19 protein-coding genes and 1 tRNA gene are annotated in these 19,369 nt (G+C 38.6%); 14 read left to right on the top strand and 6 right to left on the bottom strand.

Translation table 11 applies throughout. The features are described 5' to 3' along the window. Positions 1-222, top strand: a 222-nt coding sequence (locus tag MOK21_RS15800; protein ID WP_249074955.1) for a hypothetical protein, incomplete at its 5' end; no start/stop codon positions are given. 428 nt (positions 223-650) lie between these two features. On the opposite strand, the gene clpP is transcribed toward MOK21_RS15800, so the two are convergent. Beyond that, positions 651-1,241, bottom strand: coding sequence for an ATP-dependent Clp endopeptidase proteolytic subunit ClpP (clpP, locus tag MOK21_RS15805; RefSeq protein ID WP_249074956.1), 591 nt, complete (start codon positions 1,239-1,241; stop codon positions 651-653). Positions 1,242-1,727: 486 nt separating this feature from the next. Between clpP and MOK21_RS15810 the strand changes: the two genes are divergently transcribed. After that, positions 1,728-1,802 (top strand) — tRNA-Arg (locus tag MOK21_RS15810). Positions 1,803-2,147: 345 nt separating this feature from the next. Here MOK21_RS15810 and MOK21_RS15815 read toward each other — a convergent pair. Next, positions 2,148-2,762 carry a spore coat protein gene (locus tag MOK21_RS15815; RefSeq protein WP_249074957.1) on the bottom strand — a complete coding sequence of 205 codons (615 nt, stop codon included), beginning with the start codon at positions 2,760-2,762 and terminating at the stop codon, positions 2,148-2,150. Between the two features lie 160 nt (positions 2,763-2,922). Here MOK21_RS15815 and MOK21_RS15820 point away from each other — a divergent pair, with 160 nt between their 5' ends. The 3 genes from MOK21_RS15820 to MOK21_RS15830 all read left to right on the top strand — a co-directional run bounded on the left by MOK21_RS15820 (position 2,923) and on the right by MOK21_RS15830 (position 6,752). After that, a complete protein-coding gene (locus MOK21_RS15820; RefSeq protein ID WP_249074958.1) occupies positions 2,923-3,504 on the top strand; it encodes a LemA family protein in 582 nt (193 codons plus the stop codon). Then, entirely contained in the window at positions 3,504-4,277 is a 774-nt protein-coding gene (locus MOK21_RS15825) for a TPM domain-containing protein (RefSeq protein WP_249074959.1), read from the top strand. The genes MOK21_RS15820 and MOK21_RS15825 overlap by 1 nt, the downstream gene beginning before the upstream one ends. 198 nt (positions 4,278-4,475) lie before the next feature. Further along, the gene (locus MOK21_RS15830) at positions 4,476-6,752 is read left to right on the top strand and encodes a S9 family peptidase (protein ID WP_249074960.1); all 2,277 of its coding nucleotides are present in this window, start codon (positions 4,476-4,478) and stop codon (positions 6,750-6,752) included. 82 nt (positions 6,753-6,834) lie between these two features. Here the strand turns inward: MOK21_RS15830 and MOK21_RS15835 are convergent, their stop codons facing one another. Further along, entirely contained in the window at positions 6,835-8,211 is a 1,377-nt protein-coding gene (locus tag MOK21_RS15835; RefSeq protein WP_249074961.1) for an aminotransferase-like domain-containing protein, read from the bottom strand. Between the two features lie 124 nt (positions 8,212-8,335). Here MOK21_RS15835 and MOK21_RS15840 point away from each other — a divergent pair, with 124 nt between their 5' ends. The 3 genes from MOK21_RS15840 to MOK21_RS23805 all read left to right on the top strand — a co-directional run bounded on the left by MOK21_RS15840 (position 8,336) and on the right by MOK21_RS23805 (position 9,937). Continuing rightward, positions 8,336-9,253 carry a DMT family transporter gene (locus tag MOK21_RS15840; protein WP_374110197.1) on the top strand — a complete coding sequence of 306 codons (918 nt, stop codon included), beginning with the start codon at positions 8,336-8,338 and terminating at the stop codon, positions 9,251-9,253. Between the two features lie 51 nt (positions 9,254-9,304). Then, positions 9,305-9,541, top strand: coding sequence for a glutaredoxin family protein (locus MOK21_RS15845; protein ID WP_249074963.1), 237 nt, complete (start codon positions 9,305-9,307; stop codon positions 9,539-9,541). 273 nt (positions 9,542-9,814) lie between these two features. Beyond that, complete coding sequence (locus MOK21_RS23805; protein ID WP_283164733.1) at positions 9,815-9,937, top strand: hypothetical protein; 123 nt, start codon at positions 9,815-9,817, stop codon at positions 9,935-9,937. 71 nt (positions 9,938-10,008) lie between these two features. Here the strand turns inward: MOK21_RS23805 and MOK21_RS15850 are convergent, their stop codons facing one another. The 3 genes from MOK21_RS15850 to MOK21_RS15860 all read right to left on the bottom strand — a co-directional run bounded on the left by MOK21_RS15850 (position 10,009) and on the right by MOK21_RS15860 (position 11,072). Then, the gene (locus MOK21_RS15850) at positions 10,009-10,311 is read right to left on the bottom strand and encodes a hypothetical protein (protein WP_249074964.1); all 303 of its coding nucleotides are present in this window, start codon (positions 10,309-10,311) and stop codon (positions 10,009-10,011) included. 229 nt (positions 10,312-10,540) lie between these two features. Continuing rightward, a complete protein-coding gene (locus tag MOK21_RS15855; RefSeq protein ID WP_249074965.1) occupies positions 10,541-10,747 on the bottom strand; it encodes a transcription initiation factor TFIIIB in 207 nt (68 codons plus the stop codon). Positions 10,748-10,841: 94 nt separating this feature from the next. Continuing rightward, positions 10,842-11,072: a hypothetical protein gene (locus tag MOK21_RS15860; RefSeq protein WP_249074966.1), complete on the bottom strand. Its 231-nt coding sequence runs from the start codon at positions 11,070-11,072 to the stop codon at positions 10,842-10,844. Between the two features lie 397 nt (positions 11,073-11,469). Between MOK21_RS15860 and MOK21_RS15865 the strand changes: the two genes are divergently transcribed. From MOK21_RS15865 to eno, 6 genes are all read left to right on the top strand, one after another. Continuing rightward, positions 11,470-12,501, top strand: coding sequence for a sugar-binding transcriptional regulator (locus MOK21_RS15865; protein WP_249074967.1), 1,032 nt, complete (start codon positions 11,470-11,472; stop codon positions 12,499-12,501). Between the two features lie 126 nt (positions 12,502-12,627). After that, the gene (gene gap / locus MOK21_RS15870; protein ID WP_249074968.1) at positions 12,628-13,644 is read left to right on the top strand and encodes a type I glyceraldehyde-3-phosphate dehydrogenase; all 1,017 of its coding nucleotides are present in this window, start codon (positions 12,628-12,630) and stop codon (positions 13,642-13,644) included. A 397-nt stretch (positions 13,645-14,041) separates the two neighbouring features. Next, positions 14,042-15,226, top strand: coding sequence for a phosphoglycerate kinase (locus tag MOK21_RS15875; protein WP_249074969.1), 1,185 nt, complete (start codon positions 14,042-14,044; stop codon positions 15,224-15,226). 38 nt (positions 15,227-15,264) lie between these two features. Next, positions 15,265-16,026 carry a triose-phosphate isomerase gene (tpiA, locus tag MOK21_RS15880; RefSeq protein WP_249074970.1) on the top strand — a complete coding sequence of 254 codons (762 nt, stop codon included), beginning with the start codon at positions 15,265-15,267 and terminating at the stop codon, positions 16,024-16,026. Further along, on the top strand, positions 16,019-17,560 hold the full coding sequence (gpmI, locus tag MOK21_RS15885; RefSeq protein WP_249074971.1) for a 2,3-bisphosphoglycerate-independent phosphoglycerate mutase: 1,542 nt from the start codon (positions 16,019-16,021) through the stop codon (positions 17,558-17,560). The genes tpiA and gpmI overlap by 8 nt, the downstream gene beginning before the upstream one ends. 2 nt (positions 17,561-17,562) lie before the next feature. Then, entirely contained in the window at positions 17,563-18,855 is a 1,293-nt protein-coding gene (gene eno / locus MOK21_RS15890) for a phosphopyruvate hydratase (RefSeq protein WP_249074972.1), read from the top strand. Positions 18,856-19,369: the final 514 nt, after the last annotated feature.

Below are 19,369 nucleotides of genomic sequence, written 5' to 3' on the forward strand. Positions count from 1 at the left end.
AAGCCAGAGTCGTGGATAGAAGAGCTAAAGTCGCGGACCAAAGCCAGAGTAGTGGATAGAAGAGCTAAAAACGTGGATAGAAAAGCCAAAGTCGTGGATAGAAGAGCCAGAGTCGTGGATAGAAGGCCAAAGTCGTGGACAAAAGCCAAAGTCGTGGATAGAAGAGCTAAAGTCGTGGATAGAAAAGCCAGAGTGGTGGATAAAAGCCAAAGTCGTGGATAGAAAAGCCAGAATCGTGGATAGAAGAGCCAAAGCGACGGAAGAAAGAGGCAGAACGACGGAAAGATAAGACCGCGACGGAAAGAAGAGCCGAAGCGACGGAAAGAGAAGCCAGAACGACGGAAAAAAGAGCCGGAACGACGGAAAGGTAAGGCCGCGACGGAAGGAAGAGCCGAAGCGACGGAAAGAGAAGCCAGAACGACGGAAAGAGAAGCCAGAACGACGGAAAGAAGAGCCTGAACGACGGAAGGAAGGTCTGGAACGACGAAAAGATAAGACTGCGACGGAAAGAGAAGCCGGAGCGACGGAAGGAAGAGCTCGAACGACGGAAAGAGAAGCCAGAACGACGAAAAGAAGAGTCAAAGCGACGGAACATCAAGGCGAACAAAAAAAGACATCTCAGAAATAAATCTGGGATGCCTTTGATAGTTTTATTTGCGGTCGTTACGATCCATAATTTGGTCGATTAGGCCATATTCTTTTGCGCGCTCAGCAGTCATGAAGTTATCGCGGTCTGTATCTCTTGCAATGACTTCAAGTGGTTGACCAGTGCGTTCTGATAAAATACCGTTTAATTTTTCACGTAAGAATAAAATACGTTTAGCAGCGATTTCGATTTCAGTTGCCTGACCTTGTGCACCGCCAAGAGGTTGGTGGATCATTACTTCCGCATTCGGTAATGCGAAACGTTTACCAGGTTCACCAGCTGCAAGTAAGAAAGCACCCATAGATGCTGCCATACCGATACAAATTGTTTGCACCTGTGGCTTGATCAGTTGCATTGTGTCGTAAATTGCCATACCGGCAGTGATTGATCCACCAGGTGAGTTAATGTAAAGAAAGATATCTTTATCTGGATCTTCTGCTTGTAGGAATAGAAGTTGCGCAACGATTGAGTTAGCAACGTTGTCGTCAATTGCACTTCCTAATAGGATAATACGGTCTTTTAGTAGTCGTGAATAGATGTCATATGCACGTTCACCACGACTTGTTTGTTCAATAACTGTAGGAATTAAATTCATGTTAAATCCTCCTTATAAAACTAAATTCGAATACTATTGCTGAAAACTTCCTTTGTATTTCAGCTGTATCCTTATCATACACATTATAGTCAGGGAAGGTCAAATATTAACCCTGTTAAAGTGAAATAAATTAAATCAATTTCACCTGGCGTAATTGTTGTAGGCACTTCGCTTTCACGCAGAAACCAATTGGAGCAGACACATTAAACAGAGCGGCAGTATTTGAATTGTGCCAATACAATTATGAGTGACATTCGCCGGGAGAGTATCTTTATTTAGTAGGTATTTTGACACGAACTTAGTGAAAATAAAAAAAGTTAAAAGGTTTTGCATTCTATAGTTGAATTATATGCCATACGTTTGTATAATTGATAAGGTCATAAGTTAAAGTACAGTACACTATTTTGCAGGTATGCTTCAAATGAGGGTTATCTACATCATGCTTTTCGTAAAGCCTAGGGTGAGTACTTTTTTTTTTGTTTAATTGCCCTCGTGGTGTAATGGATAACACGTAAGATTCCGGTTCTTGCACTGGGGGTTCGATTCCCTCCGAGGGCGCCATTTTACTGATTTATTATTTACTTTTATAACTCAATTCTCCTAATAAGTAGTTTAGCAGCCTGCTTAGTGGAGAAGTGAGAAGGGAAAATATGGAATCTTGTCTAGTAGGCATTATTCCCGTATTTGTTCCTTTCAAACCTTCAAAAAAGCAACAACTCCAAATTATTTTTTAGTGAACATACCGAACGTGAAGACTAGTTATACTAGTCGGAAAAAAGAATCCTATCTGAGGGGATTCTTTTTTTTTTGTTTGTTTACTAAATATGTAGAGGCTTGCCGCCCTGTAGTTAAAATAAGAGCAGTCCCATATGTGATGACGATCACACAGGGACTGCTCTTGTTTTATTAATGAAGGGGATTTGTTGTAGTGCCGTATGCATTAAGCATAGTATGCATATCCTGTTGAGAAAACTGAGGTACTTGATAGTAGCCATGCATATTTTGGTAAATAGATAATTCGTATGCCATTTCAATGCAGTTGGGAATACTATCGGCAACAACACGTCGAACGACAGGGTTGGTAGTTTCTGTTGCAGCAGCAGTCATACATTTCGCTGCCCCTTTTTGAGCACCTAATAGGAATCCAGAAATTGCTTCGTCGTTAAGCTCATTTGCGTTTTGCATTGGCTTTTTAGGCTGACCAGGATTCATTCCATATTTAAAATCATTCCCTGTCTCCATTTGATAGCGACCTGTAGGAACAGATGGATCATGTCCTGTGTTGAATGATTCCACAATAGTGTTATACATACCTAAAGTGAAATTATATTGGCTATCCAAAATGCTTAGTAACTCAGGATCCTTAACATGTGGACGTAAAAAAATGGATTGATTCATACCAGCAATGATTTCGCCGATTACTTCATGCATGTCCATGAGCTCATGTCCACCATGATTTAGGCTTTGTTGTTGGTTGAATGATGTTTGGTTTGATGATTCATTTTGAAACGATTGTGTCAAAAAAAGCGCCTCCTAAATATCATAGTTTGTTTTACAGTATTAAGTATGGCTCCTTAGATAAATTTCATACGGTATTAATGCATTTGCATATATGTAGTATAGAGATGTTTTTTTCCTACACATTAGTAGTAAGAAAAAAGAAAGCGAAGGAGGTTTAGAATTGAAAAAAATTTTTGGACCTATAGGAATGATCGTTATTATTTTAGTTGTATTAGCCTTACTATTTATTCCAAAATACAATAGCCTTGTGACTGCTGAGGAAAGTGTTGATTCGAAATGGGCTCAGGTTGAAAATCAGCTACAGCGACGCTATGATTTGATTCCGAACTTAGTAGAATCTGTAAAAGGATATGCTAACCATGAGAAAGATGTGATCGCTAGCATTACAGAAGCACGTGCACAAATGGGAAGTGCACATAGTCCAAAGGAACAGGCTGTTGCCAATGATGCATTGAACGGTGCACTTAGTCGATTGCTAGTAGTCGTAGAAAACTATCCAAATTTAAAGGCAGATGCAAATTTCCGTCAATTAATGGATGAATTAGCTGGGACAGAAAATCGCTTAGCGGTTGCTCGAGAAGACTACAACAATGAAGTGCAGGCTTTTAATAAAACGGTCAAACGTTTCCCGGGTAATTTAATTGCAGGGATGTTTGGTTTTGAACAGAAAGAATACTTTAAAGCAGCTGCGGGTACTGAAAAGGCACCTTCTATAGATTTTAGTAGTTCAGGTAAACAATAATGAAAAGCTTTTTTATTCAGCTCATGATTGTGAGTATCATGTTTATTTTATCGATAAGAATGGCAGAAGCCGCAATGCCGTCGCCAATGAAAAATACGTATATTCATGATTTTGCCAATGTTTTATCTTCATCCATGAAGGAAGAGCTCAATCATTATTCAGAGCAGCTAGATAAAGGTACAGGTGCTGAAATAATGGTCGTCACCGTAGATACTATTAACGGAGAAGAACCAAAAATGTATGCAACTAAAATGATTCGTTCTTGGGGCATTGGGGATGCCCAAAAAAATAATGGCGTGTTATTATTAGCAACGTTTGGGCAGGGCGAAGGTAATAATGATGTGGTCATTGCTGTAGGTCAAGGTCTTGAGGGTGCATTACCTGATGGTAAGTTGGGACGCATTTTAGATGCAGCGTTTTATCCGAATGCAAGTGCCGGAGACATTGATAAGGCATTTAAAGCTACGTACACTGAAGTATTTCAAACTGTCGCGGAGGAATACAATTGGGATGGAGAAATGCCTGAAAATACAGCTGACAAAGAGGAAATGCCAACGTGGATGATTATTTTAATCGCTATTATAGTACTTATTGTTTATACATTTATTTCTAATGGTAGAGGAGGCGGGCCTCGTTCTGGAAGACGTGGTGGACGTGGCGGTTTTTCGGGTGGCTTTCCTGGTGGTTTCGGAGGTGGCAGCTCTGGTGGCAGCGGCTTTGGAGGATTCGGAGGCGGCTCATCTGCTGGTGGAGGAGCAAGTCGGAAATTTTAACTTTTTTCCGAATCCCTATGCAATTATTCTGAGGGGATAGACTATATTTAAAAATTGAACTCATTGCAGTTCACTTTTTATCGGTTTTAAAGGTAATTATATTAATTTATACAAATATTTGACAATAATTGTAAAATTGCTATAATTTAATTGTATCGACAAACGATATAACATGTACTGATATAAGGAGGAATCATTTTGAAAAAAAGGTTTTTATCAGCATCATTAGCGGTTATTTTAACGTCATCTGCTGTCATTCCTGTATCTTTGCAGGAAGTGCGCGCTGCTAATGAAACTATCAGTCAAGTAAAAGTAAAAGAGGAACGTCTATCTGCTAAGGAGTTTCTAGATTTAACTGTAACAGCTCTAACATTCCAACATGGATCAGAGACAATGCGTCAGCAAATCATTGATCAATGGGTAAAAGGCGAAGAATTAAAAGATTTCAGTGTGAATATTAAACGTGATGAAGCGGCACGTATTTTAGTAAGAGCTTTAAATAAAGAGGAAAAAGAAGCAACACTTGCTGAATATCAAGAAAAAGCAAATAAGATAGGTTTATTTAACGGTCTCTCGAATAGTGAAACAATTACTAAACAAGATGCGGTCAAAATTTTAAACAATGCTAAAAATGTGAAAAATAGTGTTAACAATAATGAAGGCGTAAAAGAAATTTCGGTAGAAGATTTCATGAAAAACCCAGGAAACGCCGGCTATCATCTTTCACCAGACGGAAATTACATTACTTATAAATCTGCATGGGAAAATCGTTCAAATGTGTTCGTAAAGAAAATGAATGATGATAGTGAGCCAGTACGTGTATCTAGTTCAATGGATCGCGATATTGGGGGATCCTTCTGGAAAGATGATAATTTACTATATGTAAAGGATAAAGGTGGCGATGAAAACTTCCACATTTATTCAACAACATTTAATGGTAACGAGGAGAAGGATTTAACACCATATCCGAATGTAACAGTTGAGTTATTAAGTGATTTACAGGGCATTAAAGACGAAATCCTTATTACGATGAATAAAGAAGATGCAAAAGTCTTTGATGTATACAAGCTTAATGTGAAGACTGGAGTCACTACACATGTTGCGAAAAACCCAGGTAATATTTCAAGTTGGTTAGCAGATCATGATGGAAATGTACGTATGGCAGTAACTTCAGATGGTGTAGAAGGAACTATCCTTTACCGTGATTCAGAGAAAAATGAATTCAAGCCATTTATTGAAATGAAAGCAGGAGATGAAGTAATGCCAATTGCTTTCACTAAAGACAATAAACATATTTTCGCAACTTCTAATAAAGGAAGAGATAAAGTAGAAGTAGTTAAATATGATTTAGAAGGTAAAGAAGAAGTAATTATGTCCAACTCAGAAGTGGATGTAGCGGGTGTATTATATAGTTCTGAGAAAGATAAAGTATTGTACGGTGGGTATGTAACAGATAAGATACATTATCAATTCTTTGATGAGGAATTTGAAAAACTATTCCGTAAAATTCAAAACAAATTAGGTGTTCCTGAAAGTGATTTAGGTATTAATGATTACAACAAAGAAATGACAAAATTCATTGTAAACGTTTCTAGTGACACTGTTTACGGAAAATATTATTACTACGATTCAACAACAGACGAATTAAAAGAATTGGCAACATTAAGCCCTTGGTTAAAACAAGATGAGCTTTCAGAAATGCATCCAATTTCATATAAAAGTCGAGACGGCCTAACAATTAACGGTTATTTAACTTTACCGAAAAATAAAGAGGCTAAAAATCTGCCACTTATCGTCAATCCACACGGTGGACCATGGGCACGTGATATGTGGGGCTTTAATCCTGAAGTGCAATTACTAGCAAATCGTGGCTATGCAGTACTACAAATGAATTTCCGTTCGTCAGCTGGATATGGTAAAGAATTCCTGGAAGCTGGTAATAAGCAATGGGGTCTAAAAATTCAAGATGATATTACAGATGGTGTACAATGGGCAATCGATCTAGGCATTGCAGATCCTAAACGTATCGGAATTTATGGTGCATCCTTTGGAGGTTATGCAACATTAGCAGGTATCACTTATACACCAGATCTATATGCAGCAGCAGTTGATTATGTAGGTGTATCGAATATCTTTACACTATTAAATACAATTCCTCCATATTGGGAAACAATGCGTGAAATGCTTTATGAGCGTGTTGGGCATCCAGAAAAAGATAAGGAGCTATTAACAGCAGCTTCACCTGTCTTCCATGTGGATAAAATTAAAACTCCGCTATTTGTAGCTCAAGGTGCAAATGATCCACGTGTAAATAAGGCTGAGTCCGATCAAATCGTTGAAGCATTACGTGCTAGAGGCGTTGATGTGGAATACATGCTGAAAGATAATGAAGGTCATGGTTTCCATAATGAAGAAAACCGTATCGAATTCTACACTGCAATGCTAAAATTCTTAGATAGCCATCTGAAAAAATAATATAAAGAGGACTGTGCATAATTTCTTGCACAGTCTTTTCTAGTTGAAGACTCTAAATTGTTCTTATTTGGATGGAGAACCGTTATAAGAATTGAAAAGTATTTCGAGATATATCATTTTTTTTATTGTCAATTAATGTGATACAACGGGCTAGCTTTTCTACGCCAGCATTAATTTGACGCTCATCCACTTGAGAAATACTTAATCGAATCAGATTTTCCTTTTTATATTCTGGTAGGAACATTCTAGCTGCATCATCCACAAGGACATTTTGCTCTTGTAACAAATTGACAATCTGCTTTGCAGTCACTTTTTCGGGCAGGGAGATAGTAAGATAAAATCCTGAAGAAGGTTTCGTATATTGCGTGTTATTTGGTAGCAATAACTTACAAGCTTCCTGTAGATGTTGCATTTTTCTATAATATAGCTCTTTTATTTTCTTAATATGGCTATTAAACATTCCGTTTTTTAAATAAATTTCTAATGCTCCTTGTGAAAGAACCGAACTATTAAAATCGGCAGTAAATTTATAACGTAAAAAGTTGTTACTCATAATTTTTGGAAGTACTAAAAACGCAACTCGTAAACCAGGTAGAAAAACTTTAGAAAAACTTTTAATATAAATAACTCTGCCAGAAGGATTGTACGCGAATAATGGATCAGATTTAGTATTTGGATCCAAATCACCTAAAAAGTCATCCTCAACTATATAGACATCGTATTTTTCCGCTAATTCAACAATTCTTTTTTTCTCTTTATTCGTATAGCTATGTCCAAGTGGATTATGAAACCTAGGAACAATATAGAAGAACTTGATATCGTTATTGCGAAATATATATTCTAGACGATCGAAATCAATTCCATCCATAGATAAATCAATCCCGAACGTAGTCACTTTCTGTAAATTGGCAGATTCTGTAAAGCCAAAATAAGTAGGCTGTTCAATTAAAATATTGTTTTTCCCATTCGGAAATGGCATAGAAACTAATAAATTAAGAGCCTGCTGAGAGCCAGACACAATAAATAATCTTTCGGGTTCAGTGAATACCTGTAAGCTTTGCAAATACTTCACCAATTGAAGTCGTAGAGAGGATAGTCCTTGTTGATCGGTGTAAGTAAATAATTCTTCTTTATAAGTATCAATGGCCTGATTAATACAGTGCTGAAAATCAATGTAGGGCATGATGTCTTTATCAGGACCAGCAGACAAAAAGTCAATAATATCATTTTTACTGTCTGGATTTTGAAATTCATTGACAACATAATAACCGCTTTTGGGCACAGAAAAAATGAAGTGCTCTTTTTCTAGCTCCTCATACGCTTTAACAACTGTGTTTTTACTACAGGAGAATTTTTCTGAAAGTTGTCGTACTGAAGGAAGCTTACTACCTGCTATAAGTAATCCCTGTGCTAGTTGATCTTTAATTTCATCAATAACCTCATTATATTTTGTATACAATACAAAGCCTCCCTTATTCTGTACCAGGACAGATGGCGAAATATTCCGTTTATTTTTACGGTAGTTCCTCTTAATATTTATTATACCAGCACAAATGGTACAGATTTGTAAAAAATATAAGGGGATGGTCATAGTGCAGGACAATAAGAAGGAAAAAATGGGGTTATTATTAGGCTTAGTGGGCGTTATCTGTTTCAGCTTAACATTACCTGCAACCAGTGTAGCAGTAGAATATTTTGGGACTACAATTGTTGGCTTAGGAAGAGCGGTAGTAGCATCAATTTTAGTTACTATCGTATTGATTGTGAAAAAAGAAAAACTACCCACTGCTCGTCAATTCAAGAGCTTAATTATTGTCTCTTTAGGCGCAGTTTTAGGATTCCCCTTACTTACCTCTTGGGCTATGACAAGTTTGCCAGTTTCTCATGGAGCTGTAGAATTAGCCCTTTTACCTTTAGCTACGGCGGGGTTTGCCATGATAAGGGGAGGCGAAATTCCGTCCATTAAATTTGGGATATCAAGTATAGTTGGCGCATTGGCAGTAATGATTTACGCTACTTATCTTGGACTGGGCCAGTTACATGTTGCAGATTTAGCCTTATTGGCAGCAGTCATAATACTCGGACTTAGTTATGCTGAAGGTGGGGTACTAGCACGAGAAGTAGGAAGCTGGCAAGTAATCGCGTGGGCAATCATAGTAGCTACTCCTTTTCTTATTATTCCAGTGCTATTAAACGTATCAGCTGAAATGTTGCATGCTCCTTTAAAAGCTTGGATTAGCTTCTTGTATCTTGCTATTGTTAGTCAATTTTTAGCATATGTAGCCTGGTATGGTGGAATGGCTATGGGAGGCATTTCAAAAGTAAGTCAAATTCAATATTTACAGCCATTTTTAATGATTATTTTTGCAGCTTTATTTCTTAATGAATCCATTACATTATTTACTATTGTTGTAGCCATCGTTGTTGTCGTGTCAGTATTCATTGGCAAGAACACCACTGTTATTAAAAAAGATTCAGAATCAATGAAACAAAGGGAGTAATTACGGTATTTTGATTTTCGTTTTATAATGCTCTTATGGGAGGTGCTTTAATTGAAGGTTACATTTTTTAGTCGGGCTAATTGTGGATTGTGTGTAGAGGGATTACATACATTAAAGCTTGTACAGGAAGATATAGATTTCGATATTGAAATTATTGATATTGAAGAAGATGAAAGCATACATGAAAAGTATATGTTAATGATTCCGGTAGTAGAGAAGGATGGGCAAGTGATACAATATGGCAATTTAGATTACGCAACACTTGTGGAGCATTTGTCTAACGAATAACAAAGGAATCTGCTAAATGTACATACCAGAGGCTTTTAATGAGATGTTACTTTTACTCGAATTTTCAGCAGTAATAACCACAATTCACAAATTGTTCAATGAAAGCGTTTAGAATTTGAACAGTTTGTGAAGACCTTCACATTTGGCTTTATTTTTAAAAAAATAGGAGTAGAATAAGAATCAGTAAGAGGTTGTTATAAAACAGATGATCAAAAGTATCACATTTTTAGTGGTTGTTATATTACAAAAGCGAATTTGAAGGGAGATTTTACAATGTGGGTTATTACAGTATTTGAGAAAAAGGACGTTCGTATTTTTGAATACACAAATAAAAATGAAGCTACAAAAGCTTTATGCAGATTTAAGAAAAACGCAATTTTATCTTACACAAAATAAGCTAATAAAAATCCCGTAACCATGACATTTTGGTTACGGGTTTTTTATGCTAGATAACACACGATATTTAATTAATCAGACTCAGCACCAAAGCGAGGGGATGATTTCCGTTCCGGCTGGGCGCTTTGTTGCTGTCGCTTCGCTTTCGCACAGATAAAACATTTGTAGCTGCCGCTTTGCTTTCGCGCAGATAAAACATTTGTTGCTGTCGCTTCGCTTTCGCACAGATAAAACATTTGTAGCTGCCGCTTTGCTTTCGCTACAGAAAACATTTGTAGCTGCCGCTTTGCTTTCGCTACAGAAAACATTTGCCGCTGACGCTTCGCTTTCGCGCAGAGCAGAGCTTCCTGGGGGCGTTCGATGAGCCGCTTCACTCGCGTTCCTCTATTGCTGATCCCCAAGGAGTCGCCCAGCCTCCACTCCAATCACCCAATCAATTCTTTTTGCAATTGTCTTTCTGTTAAAAAGCTCATTTAACTTTAGATATCCACAATTAGGCCATTATGCTTAAAATAGAGAGTCCTTTATGTATCTACTTACAACGCTAATTCCGGGACATTTAAATAGCGAAGCTTTCCATTTAATTTAAATTACAATAGATCCTCAAAAAAGTGTACCTTTAAATTTCTCCGGTTTTTTTACATAGCTCTCGATTATAAATCCGCATTCTGTGCAAATAATATATTCAACAGTTGAACCGATACTCATCTTATTTTCTGGGTACATAACCGCATATCCATTATGCTTACCTTTTCCTAACTCTCTCCCACCACATTTTGGACATTCTGTTGCTCTTGTAGAATTCTTCAATTAGAAACCCTCCTCTATATATGTGAGCCAATTATTTTTTTAATATATCCTATTATCTATTATTACGAATGAATTGTAAAATGGTTCCATTTTATTAAACCTTTGAATCGTCACCGAGACGTGTGGTTGATTTCCGTTCCGACTGGGCGGTTTGTTGCTGACGCTTCGCTTTCGCACAGATAAAACATTTGCCGCTGCCGCTTCGCTTTCGCGCAGATAAAACATTTGCCGCTGCCGCTTCGCTTTCGCGCAGATAAAACATTTGTTGCTGACGCTTCGCTTTCGCTACAGATAAAACATTGTTGCTGACGCTTCGCTTTCGCACAGAGCAGAGCTTCCAGGGGGCGTCGGGGCAACACGATGTTGGTAACGAAGGCGTTATCACAGGACGTGATGCCTTTAGCCTTCGTTCCCCTCTCGCTAATCCCCTAGGAGTCGTCCAGTCTCCACTCCAATCAACTTATTTACATAGTAACGTTTTAATAAAAGTCATCCACAGTTTTTGGTGATCAACCCAACCTTTTCATAATTGTATAATGGAGAGCTGTATTTTACGTCTAATGATTATTTCTATTACTAAACGGTTTCATTGTAAATTAAACGCGTTTTTTGTCACTTTACATTATTTATAAAGAGTATTATAATGAAATTGTAAGTGGGACATAATTTTATATAGTGGGACAAAATACAACCCACTGATATTAAAAAGGGAGTAGATTAATATGTTATCTGTACCTGAGGCACAGCAAAGGCTACTTCCAGAAATGTATCCGCTGCTACAATCGAGATATCGTATATTGCAAACAGTTCAGCTTATGCAGCCAATTGGGCGTCGAACACTTGCAGATTCACTTAAAATGACCGAGCGAGAAATTCGTAAAGAAACAGATATTTTACGTGAGCAAGGGTTATTAGATTCTCAAAAGTCGGGTATGGTATGTACAGACGATGGTGAAGTAGTTATTGAAAAGCTTCGAACAATCGTCTATGAATGGTCTGGTCTTAAAAAACTGGCTAAATTATTGGAAAACCATTTCGGCTTACAGCATGTAATTGTTGTACCAGGTGATTACAATGAAGACGATACGATATTAACATTGCTTGGAAAAGAGGCAGCACAACAATTTATGTCAACAAGCTTTGATGGTCAAATAGTAGCTGTTACTGGTGGCAAGTCGGTTGCATCGCTTGCGCAATTTTTACATCCCATTGATGCACATAACATCACATTTGTTGCTGCTCGCGGAGGTATTGGACATGAAATGCAAATGCAAGCCAATACACTTGTCTCAGCATTTGCTATGCAAATGGATGCACAGTATCGCACATTGTTTTTACCGGAGCATTTAAGTGAGCAGGCCTATCGAGCAATGTTAACAGAGCCAATGGTAACCGAAATGATGAATTATTATGATCATGCAGATTGTGTGATTCATGGTATCGGCTCTGCAGAAGAAATGGCTGTTCGTCGTAATTCATCACCGGAGGATTTACGAATACTCGAAGAAAAGGGTGCAGTTAGTGAAGCATTTGGCTATTATTTCAATGCAGAAGGTGAAATTGTACATCGAATTCGAACAATCGGTATTCAGTTTGAGCAAATTCAAAGAAGTAAGCAATTAATTGCAGTTGCTGCTGGTAAACAAAAAGTGAAGGCAATGCTATCGTACTTTAAGGTAGCGCCAAAGCAAACGATTTTTATAACGGATGAGGTAGCCGCGAAAGCTATCGCCGAAGGTATACCATCGTTATAAATTACGATGTAACTCAATTTTTCAGTGAGTTCTACAACACTCTCTGAATGAGAATAAAGCCAATTGTGGATATTATAAATGTCCGAGGCAAAATTAATTATTTCAACAATATTGGAGGAATTGACAATGGCATTAAAATTAGCGATTAATGGATTTGGACGTATTGGACGATTAGTATTTCGTGAAGCGATGAAGCACGATGAATTCGAAGTGGTTGCAGTAAATGACCTAACAGATGCAGGTCAGCTTGCACACTTATTAACTTATGATTCAGTACACGGTATCTACGATGCTGATGTTTATGCAGACGGTGATTCTTTCGTAGTAAATGGAAAAAAAATTAAAGTGTATGCCGAAAAAGATCCGGCTAATTTACCTTGGGGTGAGCTAGGGGTTGATGTAGTACTTGAATGTACAGGTAGATTCCGCTCGATGGAAGAAGTAGGAAAACATATTCAAGCAGGTGCTAAAAAAGCGATTCTTTCGGCTCCTGCGAAGGGCGAAATGCCAACGTTTGTAATGGGCGTGAACCATGAGGATTACAACCCTAAAACAGATGATGTTATTTCAAACGCTTCTTGTACAACGAACTGCCTAGCACCTGTTGCTAAAATACTTGATGAAAAATTTGGTATTGAACGCGGTATGATGACAACAATTCACTCCTATACAAACGATCAACGTATCCTTGACTTCCCGCACTCTGATCCACGTCGCGCACGTGCTGGTGCAGTGTCAATGATTCCAACAACAACAGGTGCAGCAGTAGCAGTTTCAAAAGTATTGCCTCAATTAAAAGGTAAATTAGATGGCTTCTCGATGCGTGTGCCAACACCAAACGTTTCATGTGTGGACTTAGTAGTGGAGCTAAAATCAGAAGTTACAAAAGACACTATTAATGCTGCATTAAAGGAAGCTTCAGAAAACGAGCTTAAAGGTATTTTAGGATACAACGAACTACCATTAGTTTCAATTGACTACAATGGTAATCATAACTCTTCAACTGTAGATGGTCTTTCTACAATGGTATTAGAAAATAGTATGGTAAAGGTTCTAGCATGGTATGATAACGAAATTGGTTACTCTACTCGTTTAATGGACTTAGCTTTATATATCGCAGAAAAAGGATTAAACAATAAATAAGTGTCATAATTCGATAACTTAAGTAAAAAGTGTGACATAATACTGCTTTTTACGCATAAAAAGTATAGCCTTTATAATGTCTAAAAGATATAATATACAAGGGTAATGGGAGTAAGGGAAATTTACCCTTACTCCTTTTTTATACAAAAAATATAAGATGAGCGTGTGCTGAATATTCGGAATAGGCACTATCCTCTGACTGGTTATGTAATTGCAGGCATAGAACGTGACTTTTGCTACTATAAAAGCAAGTAAAAGGATACTTCACCATAGTGTGGGTTGATAATAACGAAATGGACCAAAGTTTTTTATCTCATACAGTTAAGTGAATGATGGGAGGAGCCAAGATGGGTGAATCCAGGAAATTCACGACTACAACTTTGAAGGGGGTTTCTTCATGTTAAATAAGAAGACGATGAAAGATATTGATGTAAAAGGTAAGCGCGTATTTGTACGTGTCGATTTTAATGTACCAATGGCAGATGGCGCGATTACTGACGAAACACGTATTCGAGCAGCAATTCCTACAATTGAATATTTAGTGGAACAAGGTGCCAAAGTAATTTTAGCCTCTCACTTAGGACGTCCAAAAGGTGAAGTAAACGAGGATATGCGCCTAACTGCAGTAGGTGTACGTTTAGCTGAATTAATGGGTAAACCTGTTACGAAATTAAATGAATCGATTGGTCAAGAGGTAGAAGAAGCGGTTGCCAACATGCAAAATGGTGACATGATTCTACTTGAAAATGTACGCTTCCACGCTGGTGAAGAGAAAAATGATCCTACTTTAGCGGCGCAATTTGCAAAATTAGCGGACGTTTATGTCAATGATGCATTCGGTGCAGCTCACCGCGCACACGCGTCAACTGAAGGAATTGCCAAGCATGTACCAGCAGTATCTGGTTTCCTTATGCAAAAGGAATTAGATGTGCTAGGTAAAGCTTTATCAAAGCCGGAGCATCCATTTACAGCTATTATCGGTGGTGCCAAAGTTAAAGATAAAATCGGTGTCATTGAAAGCTTATTAGAAAAAGTGGATCACTTAATTATCGGTGGCGGTTTATCATTTACATTCATTAAAGCGCAGGGCTATGATATCGGTAAATCTTTATTAGAGGAAGATAAAATCGATTTAGCAAAATCCTTCATTGAAAAAGCAAAGGCAAAAGGCGTGCAATTACATATGCCAATCGATGCAGTTGTCGCAAACGAATTTTCAAAGGATGCAGAAACACAAATTGTAGATGTAGACGCTATTCCAGCGGACTGGATGGGCTTAGATATTGGTCCAAAAACAGCTGCTAACTATGCAGAGGTTATTAAAGATTCTAAATTAATCATTTGGAATGGACCAATGGGTGTCTTTGAAATGGATAAATTCGCGAATGGTACAAAAACTGTAGCAGAGGCTATGGCAACTACAACTGGTTATACAGTGATCGGCGGCGGGGATTCTGCAGCAGCAGTAGAAAAATTTGAAGTTGCCGATAAAATGGACCATATTTCTACAGGTGGCGGTGCATCACTTGAATTAATGGAAGGGAAAGAGCTTCCTGGGATTGTGGCATTAAACGATAAATAAAACATTAACGTGGAATAAAAACATAGGAGGCAAGAACGATGCGTAAACCAATTATTGCAGGTAACTGGAAAATGTATAAAACATTTGAAGAGGCTATCCAGTTTGTTGATGCGGTACAGGACAAACTTCCTTCAAATGATAAAGTAGACGCTGTTGTTTGTGCACCAGCACTTTACCTACCTACGCTTGTGCAAGTTGCAAGTGAATCTGAGCTAGCAATTGGTGCACAAACGATGCATTATGAAAACGAAGGTGCATTCACTGGAGAAATTAGTCCAGCTCAACTTGCAAGTGTGGAAGTAGACTATGTTATTTTAGGGCACTCTGAACGACGTGAATATTATAACGAAACAGATGAAGCCATCAATAAAAAGGTTGCTGCAGCACTTGCGCATAATATCGTACCGATTATTTGCTGTGGCGAAACGCTTGAGGAACGCGAAGCCGGGACTACTGAGCAGAAGGTTGCTCATCAAATTACAGCAGCACTTGCTGGATTTGGAGCACAAGAAGTGGAGCATATGGTGATTGCTTATGAACCTATTTGGGCAATCGGTACAGGTAAAACTGCTACAGCAGAAGATGCTAACCAAGTATGCGGTGCAATTCGTGCAGTAGTGAAGGAATTATATAATGCTGAAACGGCCAATGCTGTACGTATTCAATACGGCGGTAGCGTAAAACCTGAGAACATTCAGGAATTATTAGCAAAAGAGCATATCGATGGTGCTTTAGTCGGTGGAGCAAGTTTACAACCAGAATCATATTTAAAATTATTGGAGGCGGCAGCAAATGCCTAAAAAGCCAGTAGCATTAATTATTCTAGATGGCTTTGCATTTCGCGACGAAACTTTCGGAAATGCAGTAGCCCAAGCAAACAAACCCAATTTCGATCGTTATTGGAATAAGTTCCCGCATTCCACTTTAACGGCAGCCGGTGAAGCGGTAGGGTTACCTGAAGGTCAAATGGGGAACTCTGAAGTTGGACACTTAAATATTGGTGCTGGACGAATTGTGTATCAAAGCTTAACACGCTTAAACAAATCTATTCGTGAAGGAGATTTCTTTACGAATAAAGCATTTTTGGATGCAATTGCACATGTTAAAGCTCATAATTCTAAGCTTCATATCATGGGTTTACTTTCAGATGGTGGCGTACATAGCCATTATGAGCATATGTTTGCGCTATTAAAGCTTGCAAAACAACAAGGCTTAGACAAAGTCTTTGTACATGGTTTTTTAGATGGTCGTGATGTTGGACCGACAACAGCTCTAGACTATATCGAAGAAACTGAAAAACAAATGAAGGACATTGGCGTAGGTCAATTCGCTTCCATCCACGGTCGTTATTATGCAATGGATCGTGATAAACGTTGGGATCGCGTAGCCCTTACTTACAATGTACTAGTAGATGGTGCTGGCCAAACAGCTGATAGTGCAGCAAGTGGTGTAGCTGAATCATATGAGCGTGATGTAACAGATGAGTTTGTGATTCCATTTAGCGTTCAAGAGCACGGAGAAGCAGTGGCAACAATTGATGATAATGACGCTGTTATTTTCTTCAACTTCCGTCCTGACCGTGCAATTCAACTATCTAAAGTGTTTACTAATAGTGAATTTGATGGTTTCGAATTATCAGCTAAGCATCCTAAGAATTTAAAATTCGTGTCATTCACTCATTACAGTGATGAAGTAAATGCTCAAGTTGCGTACGCAAATGACAACTTGAAAAATACGATTGGTGAAGTGTTAGCTTCTAATGGCAAAACACAGCTACGTATTGCAGAAACAGAAAAGTATCCGCACGTTACATTCTTTATGAGTGGTGGTCGTGAGGAGAAATTTGAAGGGGAAGAGCGTATTTTAATTGCCTCTCCAAAGGTTGCAACATACGATTTAAAACCTGAAATGAGTGCTTATGAAGTTACAGAAGCATTGCTAGCAGAGATTGCGGCCGATAAATTTGATGGCATTATTCTTAATTTCGCGAACCCTGATATGGTTGGGCATAGCGGAATGTTAGAGCCAACAATCAAGGCCATTGAAGCAGTCGATGAATGTCTTGGAAAAGTAGTAGATGCACTCCTTGCAAAAGGAGGCGCAGCTATTATTACAGCTGACCATGGTAACTCTGATGAAGTACTTACTTTAAAAGGGGATCCAATGACAGCTCATACAACAAATCCTGTTCCAGTCATTGTGACAAAACCAAATTTAATGTTAAGAAATGGTGGCATTTTAGCCGATTTGGCGCCAACCATGTTAGAATTATTAGAGGTGTCACAACCTTCTGAAATGACAGGTCAATCATTAATTGAAAAAGAGGAGAATTAATTATGCCATTTATTACACAAATCTATGCGCGCGAAGTTTTAGACTCACGTGGGAATCCAACAGTAGAAGTTGAAGTATTTACAGAATCAGGCGCTTTTGGACGTTCAATCGTACCATCAGGTGCATCTACAGGTGAATATGAGGCGGTAGAATTACGCGACGGTGACAAATCTCGTTACCTAGGCAAAGGTGTATTAAAAGCAGTTGAAAATGTAAACACAATTATTGCTCAAGAGCTAGAAGGTAACTACTCAGTTCTTGATCAAGTAGTCATCGACAAAGCTTTAATCGAGCTAGATGGCACAGAAAACAAAGGTAAACTAGGTGCTAATGCTATTTTAGGTGTATCAATGGCAGTTGCACATGCTGCGGCAGATTACTTAGATGTACCTCTTTATCAATATCTTGGTGGATTTAACTCAAAACAACTACCAGTACCAATGATGAACATCATTAATGGTGGCGCTCACGCTGACAACAACGTAGACATTCAAGAATTCATGGTAATGCCTGTAGGCGCAGAATCATTCCGTCATGCATTACGTATGGGTGCTGAAATCTTCCACAGCTTAAAAGCAGTACTGAAAGCGAAAGGCTATAATACAGCTGTAGGTGACGAAGGTGGTTTCGCACCAAATCTTGGTTCAAACGAAGAAGCCATTACTGTAATTTTAGAAGCAATCGAAAAAGCTGGCTATAAACCAGGTGAAGAAGTGAAACTTGCAATGGACGTTGCTTCATCTGAATTATTCAATAAAGAAGATGGCAAATATCACTTAGATGGTGAAGGCGTAGTCAAAACTTCTGAAGAAATGGTTGAATGGTACGAAGAGCTAACAAACAAATACCCAATCATCTCAATTGAAGATGGCTTAGACGAAAACGACTGGGCTGGACACAAATTATTAACAGATCGCATCGGCGCTCGCGTACAATTAGTAGGTGACGATCTATTCGTAACAAACACGCAAAAATTAGCTGCTGGTATTGAGCAAGGTGTTGGTAATGCAATCCTTATCAAAGTAAACCAAATCGGTACGTTAACAGAAACATTTGAAGCGATCGAAATGGCAAAACGCGCTGGTTACACAGCAGTGATCTCACACCGTTCTGGTGAATCTGAAGATGCAACAATTGCTGATATTGCAGTTGCGACAAACGCTGGTCAAATTAAAACAGGCGCTCCGTCACGTACAGACCGTGTAGCTAAATACAACCAACTTCTTCGTATCGAAGATCAACTTGGTTCAACAGCTGAGTACCTTGGTTTAAAATCTTTCTATAACTTAAAATAAGCTATTACTTAGTAGCTTTTCTAGTGTCGTCTCAAAGGTATTTATATACTTTTGAGGCGATTTTTTTGTTGTTTGGGCGGGCTATTGAGGAGGTGGTCTTTGGCAAAGTGATCAGGTGATTTGGAAAACTGCTCAGGTAGAAGTGTAAAGTGATCGGGTAATGTGGGGAAACTGCTCAGGTAGGGTGAAAAAGTGATCGGGTAACGTGGGAAACTGCTCAGGTAGGGCGAGAAAGTGATCGGGTGATGTGGGAAACTGCTCAGGTAGGAGTGTAAAGTGATCGGGTAATGTGGGAAACTGCTCAGGTAGGGTGAGAAAGTGATCAGGTAATGTGGGAAACTGCTCAGGTAGGGTGAGAAAGTGATCGGGTAACGTGGGAAACTGCTCAGGTAGGGTGAAAAAGTGATCGGGTAACGTGGGAAACTGCTCAGGTAAGAGTAAAAAGTGATCGGGTAATCTGGGAAACCTCAGGTTGGAAAGAAAAGTGAGCAAGGCCCCGAGTGAACTGCTCAGT

The organism is Lysinibacillus sp. BPa_S21, from assembly GCF_023337795.1.
Lineage (GTDB): Bacteria > Bacillota > Bacilli > Bacillales_A > Planococcaceae > Lysinibacillus.